Genomic DNA, 15,343 nt, shown 5'->3' on the forward strand with positions numbered 1-15,343 from the left:
AACTCGGTCTAGCCCTTAGGTACCGAGCCCGCCGCGACCTTTCCGACGTATTCGTCGTACGAGTCCACGTAACCACCCTCACGGCCTTCGAGAACGTGCAGAGTGTCGGCGCCGACGTCGTAGCCCTCGTTGCGCAATTCCACCTTGCGCGACTTGAAAGTGCTGGTGTGTTCGAGTGAGTCGACGATGCGGATGAACAGCGGGACCGCGTAGTTGGGGAGCTTGCCGTAGAGGTGTGCCGCGACTTCACTTCCCTCCAAGCTTTGACCGTCCCGCAGCTTGACCGCCGCCATGCCCGCGCGACCGTCGGTGCCCGGAATCTCGACGCCGTAGACAACTGCTTCCTCGACGGCCGGGTGCGAACTCAGCGCGCCCTCGACCTCCGTGGTGGCGACGTTCTCTCCCTTCCAACGGAAGGTGTCGCCGAGACGGTCGACGAAGGCGACGTGGCCCCATCCCTGCTTGCGCACCAGGTCTCCGGTGTCGAACCAGGTGTCGTCGTCCTTGAATCCGCCGCGTACCAGTTTGCTGTTGCTCGCCGCTTCGTCGGTGTAACCGTCGAAAGGCGCCCGGTCGGTGACCTTCGACAGCAGGAGTCCGACCTGACCCGTGGAAACCTTGCGGAGTCGACCGTCGGCTCCACGCAACGCTTTTCCGGTGTCCTCGTCGAACTCCACGACGGCGTGCGGCAACGGGCAGATGCCTGCTGTCTTGTCGACGTTGAGTGCGTTGACGAACGCGATGTTGCATTCGCTCGCACCGTAGAACTCGGCGACGCGGGGTATGCCGAACCGCTGGGTGAATTCGGCCCAGATCTCAGGGCGCAGACCGTTACCCACCATCAGCCGAACAGCATTGTCGCTGTCGGTCGGCTTGACCGGCTGGTTGAGCAGATAGCGGCACAGTTCGCCGATGTAGGTGAACGCGGTCGCCTTGTTCAGTGCGATGTCGTCCCAGAACCGCGAGGCCGAGAACTGACGTCCGATCGCGATTGTCGCACCGGACGCGAGCACCGAGGACAGCGAGACCGTCAACGCGTTGTTGTGGTAGAGCGGCAGGCAGCAGTACAGGGTGTCCGAGCCGCGCAAGCGCACGCCCATCAACCCGAGGCCCGACATCGACTTCAGCCAACGGAAGTGAGTCATCAAGCTGGCCTTGGGCATTCCGGTGGTGCCCGAGGTGAAGATGTAGAACGCCTTCTCCTTTGCCAGCACCTCGGCGGTGACCGCGGGGTTGGACGGATCAGCCGTCTTCGCCAGATCCGCGAGTTCGCTGACGAGAAGTTGGTTCGGTCCGCTAAATCCGGCGGGCAACGATTCGAGGGCTTCTTCGCACTCGTCGGCGACCACCAGGACCCGCGCGTCGAGGAGCGTAAGGCTGTGTGCCAGAACGTCGTCGCGCTGGTTGTAGTTCAGCATGCCCGCTGCCGCGCCGAGTTTTACCGCGGCCAAGGCGATCAGCAGCGCTTCGGGAGTGTTCTTTGCCAGCACTCCGACGACGTCTCCGCGGTCGACTCCTCGTCCGCGGAGGACGTCGGCGTAGCGGTTCACCAGTTCGTTGGCCTCCGCGTAACTGGTCGCGTGGCCCTCGAACCGGATGAACGGGCGCGACGGGTGCGCGTGCGCGGCCTTCTGGAAGATCAACCCGATCGATTCCTTGGCCGAAGGCTTACGGGTGAGCCCGGCGGCCCCCCGCGCCAGGATCGGCACCTCGGTGATCATCGACGGCAGTTTTGCCGCCAGATCGAGCAGGCCGACGGTCGAACGGGCTTCCGAACTCATGGCTCCCCTAACACGTATCCGGCGCCCATTCGGCCGCCCAGTCTGCGGCCACCTTACTGCACGGTAATAAAGCTCGCCATGCCCCAGGTCAGGGTTTCACGCACGCGTCTGATCAGGATTTGACGCACGCGTCGAGCGCGGCCTCGACGTCCGTCCTCACCAGCAGAGTGTCCAGCGCCTGACGCCCGACGAAGCCGGTCCCGTCGAGCTTGTTCAACCACTCGAGCAGGCCGGTGAAGTGGCCGACGGGATCGAGCATCACGACAGGTTTCTCGTGCATTCCCAGGTAGCCGGCTGTCCACGTCTCGAACAACTCTTCCAGCGTCCCGATTCCGCCGGGCAGCGTGATGAACGCGTCGGCGTGGTCTTCCATCAGCTTCTTGCGTTCGCGCATGGTGTCCGTGACGATCAGCTCGTCGGCATCGACGTCGGCAACTTCCTTGTGCACCAAGGCCTTCGGGATGACGCCGACGGTCCAGGCACCCGCCGCGCGAGCGGACTCGGCGACAGCGCCCATCATCGACACGTTGCCGCCACCCGAGACCAACTGCCATCCGCGTCGACCGATCGCGGTTCCCACCTCGGCAGCCAACGCCAGGAACGATTCGTCCACCGGACCCGACGCGCAGTAGACGCAGATCGAGTACTTCTTGTCGGAATCGGTCACCATTCTTCTTCTTTCCCCAGATCTGCGGCCTCGTCGACGCCCTTGTCGGCGTTGAGGACGATTCGTACTGCTTCTTCCACGCTGTCGGTGACGTGCAGCAGATTCACGTCACCTTCGGAAATCTTGCCGTCCCGCTCGAGGGTGCCGCGAATCCAGTCGACGAGTCCGGACCAGTACTCGGTACCGAACAGGACGATCGGGAAGCGCGTGACCTTGTGGGTCTGGACCAGGGTGAGTGCCTCGAACAGCTCGTCGAGTGTTCCGAAGCCGCCGGGCAGGCAGATGAATGCCTGGGAGTACTTCACGAACATCGTCTTGCGTGCGAAGAAGTACCGGAAGTTGATTCCGAGATCCACCCACTCGTTGAGTCCCTGCTCGAACGGCAACTCGATGCCGAGGCCGATCGAGTACCCGCCGGCCTCGCTGCAACCGCGGTTGGCAGCTTCCATCACTCCTGGCCCACCACCGGTGATGACGGCGTACCCGGCCTCGGCCAACGCCGTTCCCAGCTCGCGCCCGGATTGGTACTCGGGATGATCGACCGTGGTGCGGGCCGAACCGAACACCGTCACCGCACGCGGGACCTCGGCGAGTGCGCCGAAACCTTCGATGAATTCGCTCTGGATACGCAGCACACGCCACGGATCGGTGTGTACCCAATCCGTGGGTCCGCGCTTGTCGAGCAAGCGCTGATCCGTCGTGGTCTTCTCGTCCTTGCGCTTGCGTCGAAGCTGAACCGGCCCGCGGTGCTTGATCGACGAGCTCTGCTTCTTCGAAGCCGAATTCTTCTCTGGTGCCATGCGGCAAGGCTAACGGTCAGGCCGACAGATACTTCCTCAGCACGGCCGCGACGTCGGTGATCTGCTGCACCGGAACGTGCTCGTCGCGCTTGTGCGCGAGGTTCGGATCACCCGGTCCGTAGTTCACGGCAGGAATGCCGAGCGCCGAGAACCTGGACACGTCGGTCCACCCGTACTTCGCACGGAACTGACCACCGGCCGCCTCGATCAGGGCGGCAGCGGACGGGTTCGCCAAGCCAGGCAGCGCGCCGGGCGAGGAGTCGGTGACCTCGAATCCGAGGCCCAGACCGTCGAACACTTCGCGCACGTGCGCCTCGGCTTGTACCTCGCTGCGATCGGGTGCGAATCGGAAGTTGACGTCCATCTCGGCTTCGTCCGGGACGACGTTTCCGGCGACACCGCCGGAGATCCGCACCGCCGACAAGCCCTCGCGGTAGCCGCAACCGTCGATGTCGACCGAGCGCGGCTGGTACGCCGACAACCGCTCCAACGCTCCGCCGAACTTGTGAATGGCATTGTCCCCCAGCCAGGACCTGGCCGAATGGGCGCGAGTTCCCGAAGCCGTCAACCGCACCCGCATCGTGCCCTGACACCCGGCCTCGATGAAACCGGCCGTCGGCTCACCGAGAATTGCGACGTCCGCCGCGAGCCATTGCGGGATCTCGCGTTCGATCCGTCCCAGGCCGTTGTACGTTGCGGCGATCTCTTCGCAGTCGTAGAAGACGAGGGTCAGATCGTGGGCCAGGTTCTCGATGGTGGCCGCAAGGTGCAGGAAGACCGCGTCGCCCGACTTCATGTCCACGGTCCCGCAGCCGTGCAGGATGTCGCCGTCACGCCGCGAAGGAACGTTGTCCGCGATCGGCACCGTATCCAGATGTCCGGCGAGCATGACCCGACTGGGCAAACCACGCGACGTACGCGCCAACACGGCATTGCCGTTGCGGATGATCTCGAAGCCCGAAGTCTGCTCACGCAGCGCATCCTCGACAGCCTGCGCAATGACGGATTCGTCGTGCGAGACGCTGGGGATGTCGACCAGGGCGGCCGTCAAGTCGATGGGGTCCGAAGCAAGATCGAGGATGCTCACACGCACCAGCCTAGGCCGGTGCACCCACCACCCAGTAATCTCTAGTCCCGTGAGCGCACAGGGAGCAACAGCAGTAGGTATCGCCAACGTGACCGCGGACGGAACCGTCCTCGACACCTGGTTCCCGGCACCGGAGCTGGGAACATTCGACAAGACCGGTACCGAGAACGTCGAGGGAACAGATATTCCTTCCGATCTTGCACTGCTGGCAGGCACTGATGACGCTCGCGAGGTATCGCAGGTCGTCGTGCGCACCACCATCGCCGATCTCTCCAAGGCGCCGGTCGACTCACATGACGTCTACCTGCGCCTCCATCTCCTCTCGCACCGTCTAGTCGCACCCCATGGTGTCAACCTCGACGGCCAGTTCGGCCTGCTCAGCAACGTCGTGTGGACCAACTTCGGCCCGTGCGCCGTCGAAGGTTTCGAGCAGGTTCGCTCGCGTCTGCGCATCCGCGGCGTCGTGACCGTGTTCAGCGTCGACAAGTTCCCCCGCATGGTCGACTACGTCGTGCCGTCCGGAGTTCGCATCGGTGACGCGGACCGTGTCCGACTTGGTGCACACCTCGCCAGCGGAACGACCGTCATGCACGAGGGCTTCGTCAACTTCAACGCCGGCACCCTCGGCAACTCGATGGTCGAAGGCCGCATCTCCGCGGGCGTCGTCGTCGACGACGGATCCGATGTGGGCGGCGGCGCCTCGATCATGGGCACCCTCTCCGGTGGAGGCAAGGAAACGATCTCCCTCGGCAAGCGCTGCCTCCTCGGTGCAAACGCCGGCCTCGGCATTTCGCTCGGCGACGACTGCGTCCTCGAAGCGGGCCTCTACGTCACCGCCGGCACCAAGGTCACCGGCCCGGACGGAACCGTCGTCAAGGCCAAGGAACTGAGCGGCAAGTCGAACCTTCTCTTCCGTCGTAACTCGGTCTCGGGTGCCGTCGAGGTCGTGCCGTGGAAGGGCACCGGCGTCGAACTGAACGCTGCTTTGCACGCTAACGACTGATGAGTAGCACCGACGTCTCCGACGGAACAACCACTGCTCTCGGCCACGGTCTCAAGGTCCGCCATCTGACGATGATGGGCCTGGGCTCGGCCATCGGCGCCGGCCTGTTCCTCGGAACCGGCGTCGGTATCGCCAAGGCCGGGCCGGCCGTCCTGATCTCCTACATCCTTGCGGGCGCCGTCGTGGTGTTCGTGATGCGCATGCTCGGCGAGATGGGCGCCGCGATCCCGGCCAGCGGTTCCTTCTCTCACTACGCGCGCCTGGGGATCGGCGAGTGGGCCGGCTTCGTGATGGGCTGGCTCTACTGGTTCATGCTGATCATGGTGCTGGGCGCCGAGATCACCGGGGCTTCGGCGATCGTGAACGACTGGGTGCCGTCGATCCCGCAATGGGTTGTCGCCCTGGTTTTCGTGGTGTTCTTCGCCGTGGTGAACCTGGCGAAAGTCAGCAACTTCGGTGAGTTCGAGTTCTGGTTCGCCGCAATCAAAGTCACCGTCATCATCGGCTTCCTGATCATCGGTGTCCTGCTGGTGTTCGGCCTCCTGCCCGATACCGACCCGGTCGGTACGAGCAATCTGTTCGGCCAGGGCGGCTTCATGCCCAACGGGCTGTCCGGCATTGCCGCAGGACTTCTCGTCGTGGCATTCGCCTTCGGTGGGATCGAGATCGTCACCATCGCCGCAGCCGAATCCGAGAATCCGGAACGCTCCATCGCCGTCGCTGTCCGGAGCGTCGTGTGGCGCATCAGCGTCTTCTACATCGGCGCCATCTCGATCATGGTTCTGGTGCTGCCCTGGAACGACCCCGAACTCGAGAGCGGCCCGTTTGTGGCCGTCCTGAACAAGGCGAACATTCCAGGCGTTGCCGGGTTCATGGAACTCGTCGTAGTGGTGGCGTTGCTTTCCGCCTTCAACGCCAACATCTACGGCACCTCTCGCATGGCGTTCTCACTTTCGCGCCGCGGCGACGGACCCGCCTTCATGGCGAAACTGTCGAGCACCGGAGTTCCGACCAATGCCGTTCTGCTGTCGGTGTTCTTCGGCTTCGTCAGCGTCCTGCTCAACTGGCTGCTCCCCGACGACCTGCTCGGCATCCTGCTCAACGCAGTCGGCGCTGCGCTGCTGGTCATCTGGATCTTCATCGTCGTCTCGCATCTGCGACTGCGAAAACAACTCGAAGCGTCGGGCAAGCTGACGGTTCGGATGTGGCTGTTCCCGTATCTGAGCTACGCGACACTCGCGATGCTTGGCGTCTTCGTCGTCCTCATGCTCTTCGACGCCGATGCCCGTGCACAGTTGATCTCGACCACCGTGTTGTTCCTGGTGATCGCGGCATTGGGTTTCCTCAACGCCCGCTGGCGTAAGCAGAATCAGCCCGCCTGATCCGTGTGCCTATGCATCTCGCCTGTTCACGACGACGATGCTGAGACCGAATACGACGAGCACGAAGAGGGCGAAGTAGATCAGGCTGCCCCAGGGTCCCCAGTGGAAATCGACGCTACCGCCGGAACCGAGAAAATTGTTGGCGTTCATGAACGGCAGGAACGGCATGATCTTCGCGCCGATACTTCCGAACAGGTTGAAAAGATTCTCGATCAGCAAGGGCCACAACAGCAGAAGCGCGATCGCACCTGCAGACTGCCGGAGCAACGCGCCGACTCCGACTGCTAGAACTACGCAGAAGAACGCGTAGATCGGTGTTCCGTAGACGACCCGCCAGTTCTCGTCGCCGGACAGAGTCAAGAATCTTCCGGCGTCACCTGATGTGGCCTTCGTGAGGGCGAAGGCGCCGAACGACAACACGAGAGTCAGCACCGCTCCGAACCCACCGATGAGGCCCGCTTTGGCGATGAGCACCGAGGCGCGGTTCGGAACCGCCTGGAAGGTGGTGCGGATGGTCCCGAAACGATATTCGCTGGTGATCGCGAGAGCCGCCATGATCATCAGAACCAACACACCGAAGCCGGTCACTCCACTGAGTGCCCCCGAAACTGTCGGCATCATTGCACCGTTGGGGTTGCTGAGCGACGACTTGGCGCTCAGTCCGAAAACGGTAGCGAGTCCCAACCCGAGCACGATGATGATGATCGTGCACCACAGCGGCGACTTGGTCGTGGTGATCTTGATACGTTCAGCACTGAGAACAGCCATTACAGTGCACCTCCCATAGCCTGCTGCGTGTTTGCCTGCTGTGTATTTGCGTGGTGGGCTCCGGCACACGGATCGATACCGGATGCGTGGTACTGGACATCGTCCCCGGTCAACTTCATGAACGCATCCTCGAGCGACCCCTGCACAGAAGCCAACTCGTACAACACGATCCCCTGCGAACCAGCCAAACCACCGATCACATCGGTGGTCGAATCCACCACCACCAATGCCGGGGCAACACCGGAACCGTCTTCACGCACCGTCAGCCCCTGCGAGAGCAACACACTGCGCAACGCATCGAGCTGAGGGCTGCGCACCCGCACCGTCGACTCCGACGAACGATCCACGAACTCCGCGACCGTCGAATCCGAAATCAACCGACCCCGACCGATCACCACCAACTGCTCCGCCGTGAGCGCCATCTCCGACAGGAGGTGACTCGACACCAGCACCGTGCGGCCCTCGGCCGCCAACCGCTGCATGAACTTACGAATCCAGACGATGCCCTCCGGATCGAGACCGTTGACCGGCTCGTCGAACAACAACACCTTCGGATCCCCCAACAACGCACCCGCCAACCCCAGACGCTGCGACATACCGAGCGAGAACCCGCCGGCCTTCTTGCCCGCCACCTCGGACAATCCGACCAACCCGAGCACCTCGTCGACGCGGGACTTCGGGATCCCGTTCGAAGCAGCCATCCACTGCAGATGCGCCCGCGCACTGCGATTGGGGTGCACCCACTTCGCATCCAACAACGCACCGACAGTCCGCAATGGCGTCTTGAGCTCGCGGTACGGCTTGCCCTCGATCAACGCCGCACCCGACGTCGGCTGATCCAGACCCAGGATCATCCGCATCGTCGTCGACTTACCTGCACCGTTCGGGCCCAGGAAGCCCGTCACGATGCCCGGCTTGACCGTGAACGACAAATCGTCCACCGCTTTCGTCGGTCCGTAAACCTTGGTCAATCCCCTCAGCTCGATCATGAGGACCAGTCAACCATGAAAACCGAACTGTCGGAACTTTCAGACGCCAACGGAGAAAGGCGTTGCGTCCGTTCGCTGTCGAGGCTAGTATCGAATGTATGTTCGACACTACCGGGGGGTAAAAGTGACGACGCAAGTATCTGAACAGGCCATATCCAAACAGGCGATATCCGAAGAGACCATCGGACAATTCCGAGCATCACTCGTCAGCATGGATCGATCCATCGACAACGCAGCACGCGTGGATCTTCTGCGCGCTTTGGAAGAGTTGAAGGCCAGTTGCGCTGGTGCCCAGGCATTGCTGGCTGCCGATCTCGACGCGTTCACCCGCAACGACCGCAGCGAACGGGGAGTGCCGCGCGCATACCAAGGCCGTGGAATCAACGCGCAGATTGCCCTCGCACGGCGAGAGTCGGCTTGGTTCGGAACTCAGCATCTGAACCTGGCCCGCGCACTGAACGACGAGATGCCGCACACACTTCGACTACTCGTCGATGGCTCCATCAGTGAGCATCAGGCGACGATCCTCATGCGCGAGACTTCATGTCTCACCGCCCAGGATCGCGCTACGTTGGATCGCGAGTTCTGCTGCGACGCTGCAATCTTGGACGGATGCGGCAACCATCAACTGACACAAAGAATCCGCGCACGCGCTGCCGAAATAGACTCCGACAGTGTTGCCAGACGAGCACGCAAAGCCGTGGGAGACAGACGAGTGACGTCACGGCCTGCGCCCGACACGATGTGCTGGCTCAATGTGTTTCTTCCCGCGGCCGAAGGTATCGCCGTGCACGCCACGCTCAGGCGCGACGCAGATTCCGTACTTGCCGGCGGGGACAAGCGCACCCGAGCGCAAATCATGGCTGATCTCCTGGTCGAGCGAGTTACCGGAATCGGCCGCGCCACACCGACACCCGTCACCGTGAATCTGGTTGTCTCCGACCAGTCATTGTTGGGCGACAATTCCGCCCCGGCGTACGTCCACGGGTACGGACCTGTACCAGCCGCTATTGCACGCGAATGGATCACCAAGGCCAGCGAAGACTCCGAAACGGTGGCAACGGTCCGAAAGCTCTACGCACGCCCCGATACGGGCGCGCTGACCGCAATGGAATCCACGGCGAGAACCTTCCCGAAGGGGTTGGCGCGATTGATCGAACTCCGTGATCGAAGCTGCCGTACTCCGTGGTGCGACGCGCCGGTTCGCCACCGCGACCACATTCGCGATCACTCGAGGGGTGGACTCACCAGCGCAGCCAACGGTGCCGGGTTGTGTGCGGCATGCAATTACGCGAAACAGGCATCGGACTGGACTGCCGAACCTGTACCAGGTAACCGGCACACCTTCACCACAACGACACCTACCGGGCACCGGTATTCGTCTGAGGCTCCGCCACTTCCGGCACCCTGGACCAGTCCGGATGCGGCCTAAGTTCCTCGGTGAGCCAATGCGTTCACGAACACCTCGGAAATCTCCGAGGGGTCACGAGCGATGTACGTCGAACCGCCCGTCACGCGGGAGATATCGGCGAGCGCCGCCGCATCTGCGTCATCGGTGATGCCGATGGTGACGATGATGACCGGACGCGCCGGATCCTGCTCGCGTGCAAGAACATCGAGCAACTGTTCACGGCTGATGCTGTCAGGATCTTCGTTTGCGCCGTCGGTCAAGATGATGACGCTGTTGACCGCTCGCGGATCGTACGATTCCTGAACCTTACGGAATGCGGCCAGCGTCGTGTCGTACAAACCTGTGGCGCCACGTTTGAGTTCGGTGAGCCGGTTCGCCTGATCTGCCATCAACTTTCGTTGAGTCACACCGTCGACGATCGTGTCGTAGCGCCTGATCGGCACCAATTCCTGGAAGTCCTGGGTTCCGTTCATACCTTGGGAAAACGCCCAGAGACCGGCAGCGACGCTGTCTGGGAAGACCTGATTGCCGGCCAGAGCAGCAGCAGTGGTCAACTGCATGCGCGTCTTGCCGCCTGCCGCCGGGTAGTCCATCGACGCAGACACGTCGATCGCAACGAGTGTCCGGATCGGCTTGGCCATCAGAGCCCAAGCGCCCAGTGTCTGATCGGCCACCGACTGTTCGGACACGGTCAGTGCCGTGACGTCACCGACTCCACCTTCGACGGCTCCACCGCCGGAAGTACGGAACCCGCTGCGCGTCAGCACTTCCTGAGCAGATTCACTGTGCAACAGCTCGGCGATGGCGTCACTCTTCTTGGCTGCGGCGTAGTGCCGGTCCGGTGCCGAAGCACTGACCACCAGGGGGTAATCCATGATCATGGTTCCCGTCGCCGGTACTGTCGCGGAAATCTTCGACTCGGCCTTCGTGAACTCGACGACCTGTTGCTCGGTCGAAACACCGACCTTTCCGGAGCTGACCAATTCGGTGAGCATCTTCTGTCCTACCGGCTGGTCTTCGGTACGAACACTCTCCGCTTGCGCATGGGGTACGAGTGCCGCTCGAACGGATTCGGAGGTGGCCCCGGTTTCCGCGAGAGCTCCGAGAATGGGCGCCGACGCAACCCCTGTGAACAACGGATTGCCCAACGCCAGATCGGGAACCTGTAGCGCCGCGAGCCAACTGGCAAACTGTTCGCCACCGCCGGAGGCGAGAACGACAGGCGAGGTGGCGATCGAACCTCCCGCGGCAGCAACCGGCCCCTTGGCCGTCAATGCAGCTTTGCCGACCCACGCTGTCGAATCCGGTATCCACATGTCCGGAGCGTCCACGCCCTTACCCAAAGTTCCCGCAACGTCCCCGGGCAGCGCAGAGGTGACCGTGATCCGTGAACAGCCTGTCTGCTCCGGCGACGATTCTGCGAGGATCTCCGTGACTGCCGGCGCGATCGCAGGATCCGCTGCCAGCGAGTACTCGTCGACGCTCTCGCAGGAATCGGACTGTGTTGCCTTGAAGACCACCACCCCGGTGGCGACTACCGCGACGGCAACCAACCCACCCACTGCGTAGAACCCGATCGACCGCCCGCTGTCAGGACTCGAATGCCGTCCGCCCGCCATGAAATCTGCCCTTCCGAGGCCACTCGCACTCAGGCATACCGACGGTATGCGCGCGACTGGAACTGTCCCTACCGGGCGGTAGTGTAGCCAAGAACACAGAAATTCCAACTAGCGCTGAATCGTCGGAGAACCGGCGAGCCCACATTTCGGGACAAGCCGGCCGAATTCACGAACCTTCAAGCGTCACAGCGACTTTTCAGCAAACCGCCCCGCCTAGAGCAGCTCACGCTTCTGAACCTTGCCCATCGCGTTACGTGGCAGAGTCTCGGCAAAGCGAACCTCACGGGGACGCTTGTGCGCCGACAACTCCGCCCCGACCAACTCGACCAATTCGGCTTCGGTGACCTCGGGACTCCCGGGCTTACGGACTACGACGGCGATGATCCGCTGCCCCAGATCGGCGTCGGGGACACCGATCACCGCAACTTCGGACACCGAAGGGTGCCCGAGGATGGCGGTCTCGATCTCGCCGGCGCCGACTCTGAATCCACCGGATTTGATCAAGTCGATGGATTCGCGGCCGACGATTCGGTGGAACCCACCCTCGTCGATGACGGCGACGTCACCGGTCTTGAAGTAGCCGTCCTCCGTCCAGGACTCGGCGGTTGCGTCCGGACGGTTCAAGTAGCCGTCGAAAAGCATCGGCCCACGTACCTGTAGGCCGCCGATACTCTCGCCGTCGTGCGGCACATCGTTGCCCTTCTCGTCACGAAGACGAGTCTCGACTCCGCGCAGCGGCACGCCGACCCACCCCGGGCGTCGCTCGCCGTCGAAACGCGTGCTCAGGGTCAGCATCGTCTCACTCATGCCGTAACGCTCGATGGGCGTCAATCCTGTTCGCTCCCGCAGCTTTTCGAAGACAGGCACGGGAAGCGGCGCACTACCGGAGACCAGAAGTCGGGCACCGGACAACGCGCGGGCAGCTTCTTCGTCTTCGGCGATACGCGACCAGACGGTGGGGACACCGAAGTAGAGGGAGCCTTTGGCCCTTGCGTAGTTTTCCGGCGTCGGCTTGACGGTGTGGATCACCCGGCTGCCGATCCGGAGGGGGCCGAGGATTCCGAGAATCAGTCCGTGCACGTGGAAGAGCGGAAGCCCGTGTACGAGGGTGTCTCGCCACGTCCAGTCCCAGGCCTCGGCGAGCGCGTCGAGCCCGGCTGCGATAGCCGAGCGACTGAGCAGAACGCCCTTCGGTGGGCCGGTAGTTCCGGACGTGTACAGGACGAATGCTGTGGACTGCGGTGCCGGTTCGGGATAGCTGTGCCACGAGCGAGCGTGCAATCGGACGGGAACCACGGGCAGGCCTTCGCAGTGGTCGTCCGTTTCGCCGAGCCACGCCTGGGCACCGGAGTCACGCAGAATGTGCTCTCGCTCAGCCTTCCCCGAGTCCGGCGGGACCGGCACAACGGTGACGCCGGCAATCAACGCCCCGACGACGGCGAGAATCGTTTTTGCTGTGGGAGTTGCCAATACGGCAACCCGATCGGCCTGCGCCACTCGCTCCGCGACCGAGGTCGCGGCACCGAGAATGGCACTCCGCGAGAGAACCGTGTCACCGATCGTCACGGCGTCATCGAGGTCGTCACCGCGGGCAACAGCAAGGGGGTTCAAGGATCTCAGCAGCACCACGACAGCATCTCACAGCGCGGATGGTCGCAAACTTTCTCCTGCCCGACGCGCGTCCATCGAGTGCGGAGGGAACAGCGTCACCAGCGCAGCCCCCAAGAGCGCCCCGGAAAGCACCGCGAATCCGTGTGCGTCGTCGACCGTCACCAATGTTGCGCCGCCGACGACAATCACGACCGTCAGAACAATCTCAGGCATTCGCGGGCGCACCAGAACGCCGATGCCCGCGGCCGCCGCTGCCAGAGCAAGCGTGGCACCGGAGTTGCCTGCGCCGGTCGACGGGAAGACTGCGGTGGTGAGCAAACCGAACAACAGTTGACCGAGCAGGAAGAGAGCCCAGCCACGTGCGGCGCCCCAGAGCCGAAAAGCAGGCGGCGCCACCACTGCCAACGTGAGAAGGTTGGCAACCGTCCCGGCAAGGCCGCCGTCCTGGACGAACACCGACGTCAGAATCCGCCACCACTGACCGTCGCGGATCAACGTGGGATCACGGCGAAACATGTCCAACAGTCCCGGCATCAGCGCCTGCAAAATTGACGGCACTGCCACCACGAGCCAAAGCACAACGGCCGAAAGAGGTAGGTCTCCGAATATTCGACGATCCTTCAGCCACGCGAGCATCAGCGCGATCGAGGCAACAACGACGGCGACAATCAGTACCGCGTCCAAGCCGCCGGTCCCTGAGGTGGTCACAGCGCGACCTTACATCGGACCGATACCGACATCAGGGAACCTGACACCTGGGAAGCACACGATTCAGGCGGAGAGGCGCTTTGCTGCCGCAGCGATTCGTTCGTCTGTTGCAGTGAGCGCGATCCGCACGTGCTTGCTCCCGCTCGGTCCGTAGAACTCACCGGGGGCAACGAGGATCCCACGATCGGCGAACCAACTGACCGTCGCTCGACATTCCTCGCCGCGCGTCGCCCAGAGGTACAGACCTGCCTCGGAATTGTCGACGGTGAATCCGGCGCCTCGAACAGCTTCGATCAACACACTACGACGCTCGCGGTACCGCTCGCGCTGGATGTTCTCGTGTTGGTCGTCGCCCAACGCTGCGGTCATCGCCGCCTGGATCGGTAGCGGCAGGATCATGCCCGCATGCTTGCGCACCTCGAGCAGTTCCGACACCAGAGCCGGATCACCGGTGACGAACCCGGCGCGATAGCTCGCGAGATTGGACGTCTTCGAAAGTGAGTGGACCGCAAGCAAACCGGTCAGATCACCGTCGTTGACACGAGGATCGAGAATGGAGAGCGCATCGGCTTCCCACGTCAATCCGAGGTAGCACTCGTCGGAGACGACGATGGCGCCGCGCTCGCGCGCCCAGGCCACGACCTTCTGCAAGTGCTCGAGGCCGAGCACCTTGCCGGTGGGATTCGAGGGCGAGTTCACGAAGATCATCGCCGCCGACTCGGGACCGAGCTTGTTCAAGCCGTCGGCGCGCAGGACGCGAGCACCTGCCAGTTTCGCTGCGACCTCGTACGTCGGGTACGCCAACTCCGGAATGACCACCAGATCGTCGGCTCCGAGACCGAGCAATTTCGGCAGCCACGCGATCATTTCCTTGGTACCGATGGCCGGCAGCACCGCTGCCGGATCGACGTCGGGAATGTTGTAGCGGCGATCCAGTGACTCCGCCACGGCCTCGCGAAGCGCGAGCGTGCCATGAGTCGTCGGGTATCCGGGCACCTCGGCAACAGAGGCCAGAGCCTCCTGAATCACCGGGTCCACCGGATCCACCGGCGTCCCCACGGACAGGTTCACGATGCCGTCGGGATGAGAGTGCGCCTTCGCCGTGACATCGGCGAGCGAATCCCACGGAAAATCAGGAAGCCCAGCGGCCACCGGAGTACGAGACAAGATCTCTATTCCTCACCCATGGGAGGCAGCGCCTTGATGAACGGCGTGTCGTAGTCGACCTTGCCGAGCTTGGCCGCTCCACCCGGTGAGCCGAGATCGTCGAAGAAATCGACGTTGGTGCTGATGTACGCGTTCCACTGGTCCGGGACGTCGTCTTCGTAGAAGATGGCTTCGACGGGACAGACAGGCTCACACGCGCCGCAGTCGACACACTCGTCGGGGTGGATGTAAAGCATGCGTCCACCCTCGTAGATGCAGTCGACAGGGCATTCTTCGATGCACGCCTTGTCCATCACATCTACACACGGTTCAGCAATCGTGTAGGTCACTGCCGATCTCCCTGCCTTCCT

14 protein-coding genes are annotated in these 15,343 nt (G+C 63.0%); 3 read left to right on the forward strand and 11 right to left on the reverse strand.

The window, feature by feature from the left end; genetic code table 11:
- Window positions 1-8 precede the first annotated feature (8 nt).
- The 4 genes from ATN38_RS03195 to dapE all read right to left on the reverse strand — a co-directional run bounded on the left by ATN38_RS03195 (window position 9) and on the right by dapE (window position 4,335).
- Window positions 9-1,781, reverse strand: coding sequence for a long-chain-acyl-CoA synthetase (locus tag ATN38_RS03195; RefSeq protein ID WP_003945170.1), 1,773 nt, complete (start codon window positions 1,779-1,781; stop codon window positions 9-11).
- 112 nt (window positions 1,782-1,893) lie between these two features.
- On the reverse strand, window positions 1,894-2,451 hold the full coding sequence (locus tag ATN38_RS03200) for a TIGR00730 family Rossman fold protein (RefSeq protein ID WP_003945191.1): 558 nt from the start codon (window positions 2,449-2,451) through the stop codon (window positions 1,894-1,896).
- The gene (locus ATN38_RS03205) at window positions 2,445-3,248 is read right to left on the reverse strand and encodes a TIGR00730 family Rossman fold protein (RefSeq protein ID WP_003945176.1); all 804 of its coding nucleotides are present in this window, start codon (window positions 3,246-3,248) and stop codon (window positions 2,445-2,447) included. The genes ATN38_RS03200 and ATN38_RS03205 overlap by 7 nt, the downstream gene beginning before the upstream one ends.
- Before the next feature lie 16 nt (window positions 3,249-3,264).
- On the reverse strand, window positions 3,265-4,335 hold the full coding sequence (dapE, locus tag ATN38_RS03210; RefSeq protein WP_174519520.1) for a succinyl-diaminopimelate desuccinylase: 1,071 nt from the start codon (window positions 4,333-4,335) through the stop codon (window positions 3,265-3,267).
- Window positions 4,336-4,384: 49 nt separating this feature from the next.
- On the opposite strand from dapE, the gene dapD reads away from it, so the two are divergent.
- Together dapD and ATN38_RS03220 are read left to right on the forward strand one after the other, a co-directional pair.
- Window positions 4,385-5,338 carry a 2,3,4,5-tetrahydropyridine-2,6-dicarboxylate N-succinyltransferase gene (dapD, locus tag ATN38_RS03215; RefSeq protein WP_042450388.1) on the forward strand — a complete coding sequence of 318 codons (954 nt, stop codon included), beginning with the start codon at window positions 4,385-4,387 and terminating at the stop codon, window positions 5,336-5,338.
- Window positions 5,338-6,720 (forward strand): amino acid permease, encoded by a 1,383-nt coding sequence (locus ATN38_RS03220; RefSeq protein ID WP_042450390.1) that lies wholly within the window; start codon window positions 5,338-5,340, stop codon window positions 6,718-6,720. The genes dapD and ATN38_RS03220 overlap by 1 nt, the downstream gene beginning before the upstream one ends.
- Window positions 6,721-6,729: 9 nt before the next feature.
- Here the strand turns inward: ATN38_RS03220 and ATN38_RS03225 are convergent, their stop codons facing one another.
- Window positions 6,730-7,488: an ABC transporter permease gene (locus tag ATN38_RS03225; RefSeq protein ID WP_099697852.1), complete on the reverse strand. Its 759-nt coding sequence runs from the start codon at window positions 7,486-7,488 to the stop codon at window positions 6,730-6,732.
- Window positions 7,488-8,477 carry an ABC transporter ATP-binding protein gene (locus ATN38_RS03230; protein WP_161120291.1) on the reverse strand — a complete coding sequence of 330 codons (990 nt, stop codon included), beginning with the start codon at window positions 8,475-8,477 and terminating at the stop codon, window positions 7,488-7,490. Before ATN38_RS03230 ends, ATN38_RS03225 begins: the two co-directional genes overlap by 1 nt.
- Before the next feature lie 211 nt (window positions 8,478-8,688).
- On the opposite strand from ATN38_RS03230, the gene ATN38_RS03235 reads away from it, so the two are divergent.
- Window positions 8,689-9,909: an HNH endonuclease signature motif containing protein gene (locus tag ATN38_RS03235; RefSeq protein ID WP_225320099.1), complete on the forward strand. Its 1,221-nt coding sequence runs from the start codon at window positions 8,689-8,691 to the stop codon at window positions 9,907-9,909.
- Here ATN38_RS03235 and ATN38_RS03240 read toward each other — a convergent pair.
- From ATN38_RS03240 to fdxA, 5 genes are all read right to left on the reverse strand, one after another.
- The gene (locus ATN38_RS03240) at window positions 9,906-11,507 is read right to left on the reverse strand and encodes a substrate-binding and VWA domain-containing protein (RefSeq protein ID WP_042448773.1); all 1,602 of its coding nucleotides are present in this window, start codon (window positions 11,505-11,507) and stop codon (window positions 9,906-9,908) included. The two genes, ATN38_RS03235 and ATN38_RS03240, sit on opposite strands and share 4 nt — an antisense overlap.
- A 213-nt stretch (window positions 11,508-11,720) precedes the next feature.
- Window positions 11,721-13,133, reverse strand: a complete 1,413-nt coding sequence (locus tag ATN38_RS03245) for an acyl-CoA synthetase (RefSeq protein WP_042449178.1) — start codon at window positions 13,131-13,133, stop codon at window positions 11,721-11,723.
- Between the two features lie 12 nt (window positions 13,134-13,145).
- The gene (locus tag ATN38_RS03250) at window positions 13,146-13,826 is read right to left on the reverse strand and encodes a rhomboid family intramembrane serine protease (RefSeq protein ID WP_218747578.1); all 681 of its coding nucleotides are present in this window, start codon (window positions 13,824-13,826) and stop codon (window positions 13,146-13,148) included.
- 63 nt (window positions 13,827-13,889) lie between these two features.
- On the reverse strand, window positions 13,890-14,993 hold the full coding sequence (dapC, locus tag ATN38_RS03255) for a succinyldiaminopimelate transaminase (protein ID WP_003945226.1): 1,104 nt from the start codon (window positions 14,991-14,993) through the stop codon (window positions 13,890-13,892).
- A gap of 5 nt (window positions 14,994-14,998) precedes the next feature.
- The gene (gene fdxA, locus ATN38_RS03260) at window positions 14,999-15,322 is read right to left on the reverse strand and encodes a ferredoxin (RefSeq protein WP_003945248.1); all 324 of its coding nucleotides are present in this window, start codon (window positions 15,320-15,322) and stop codon (window positions 14,999-15,001) included.
- Window positions 15,323-15,343 lie beyond the last annotated feature (21 nt).

The organism is Rhodococcus sp. FH8 (assembly GCF_019266085.1).
GTDB classification, from domain to species: Bacteria; Actinomycetota; Actinomycetes; order Mycobacteriales; family Mycobacteriaceae; genus Rhodococcus_F; species Rhodococcus_F qingshengii.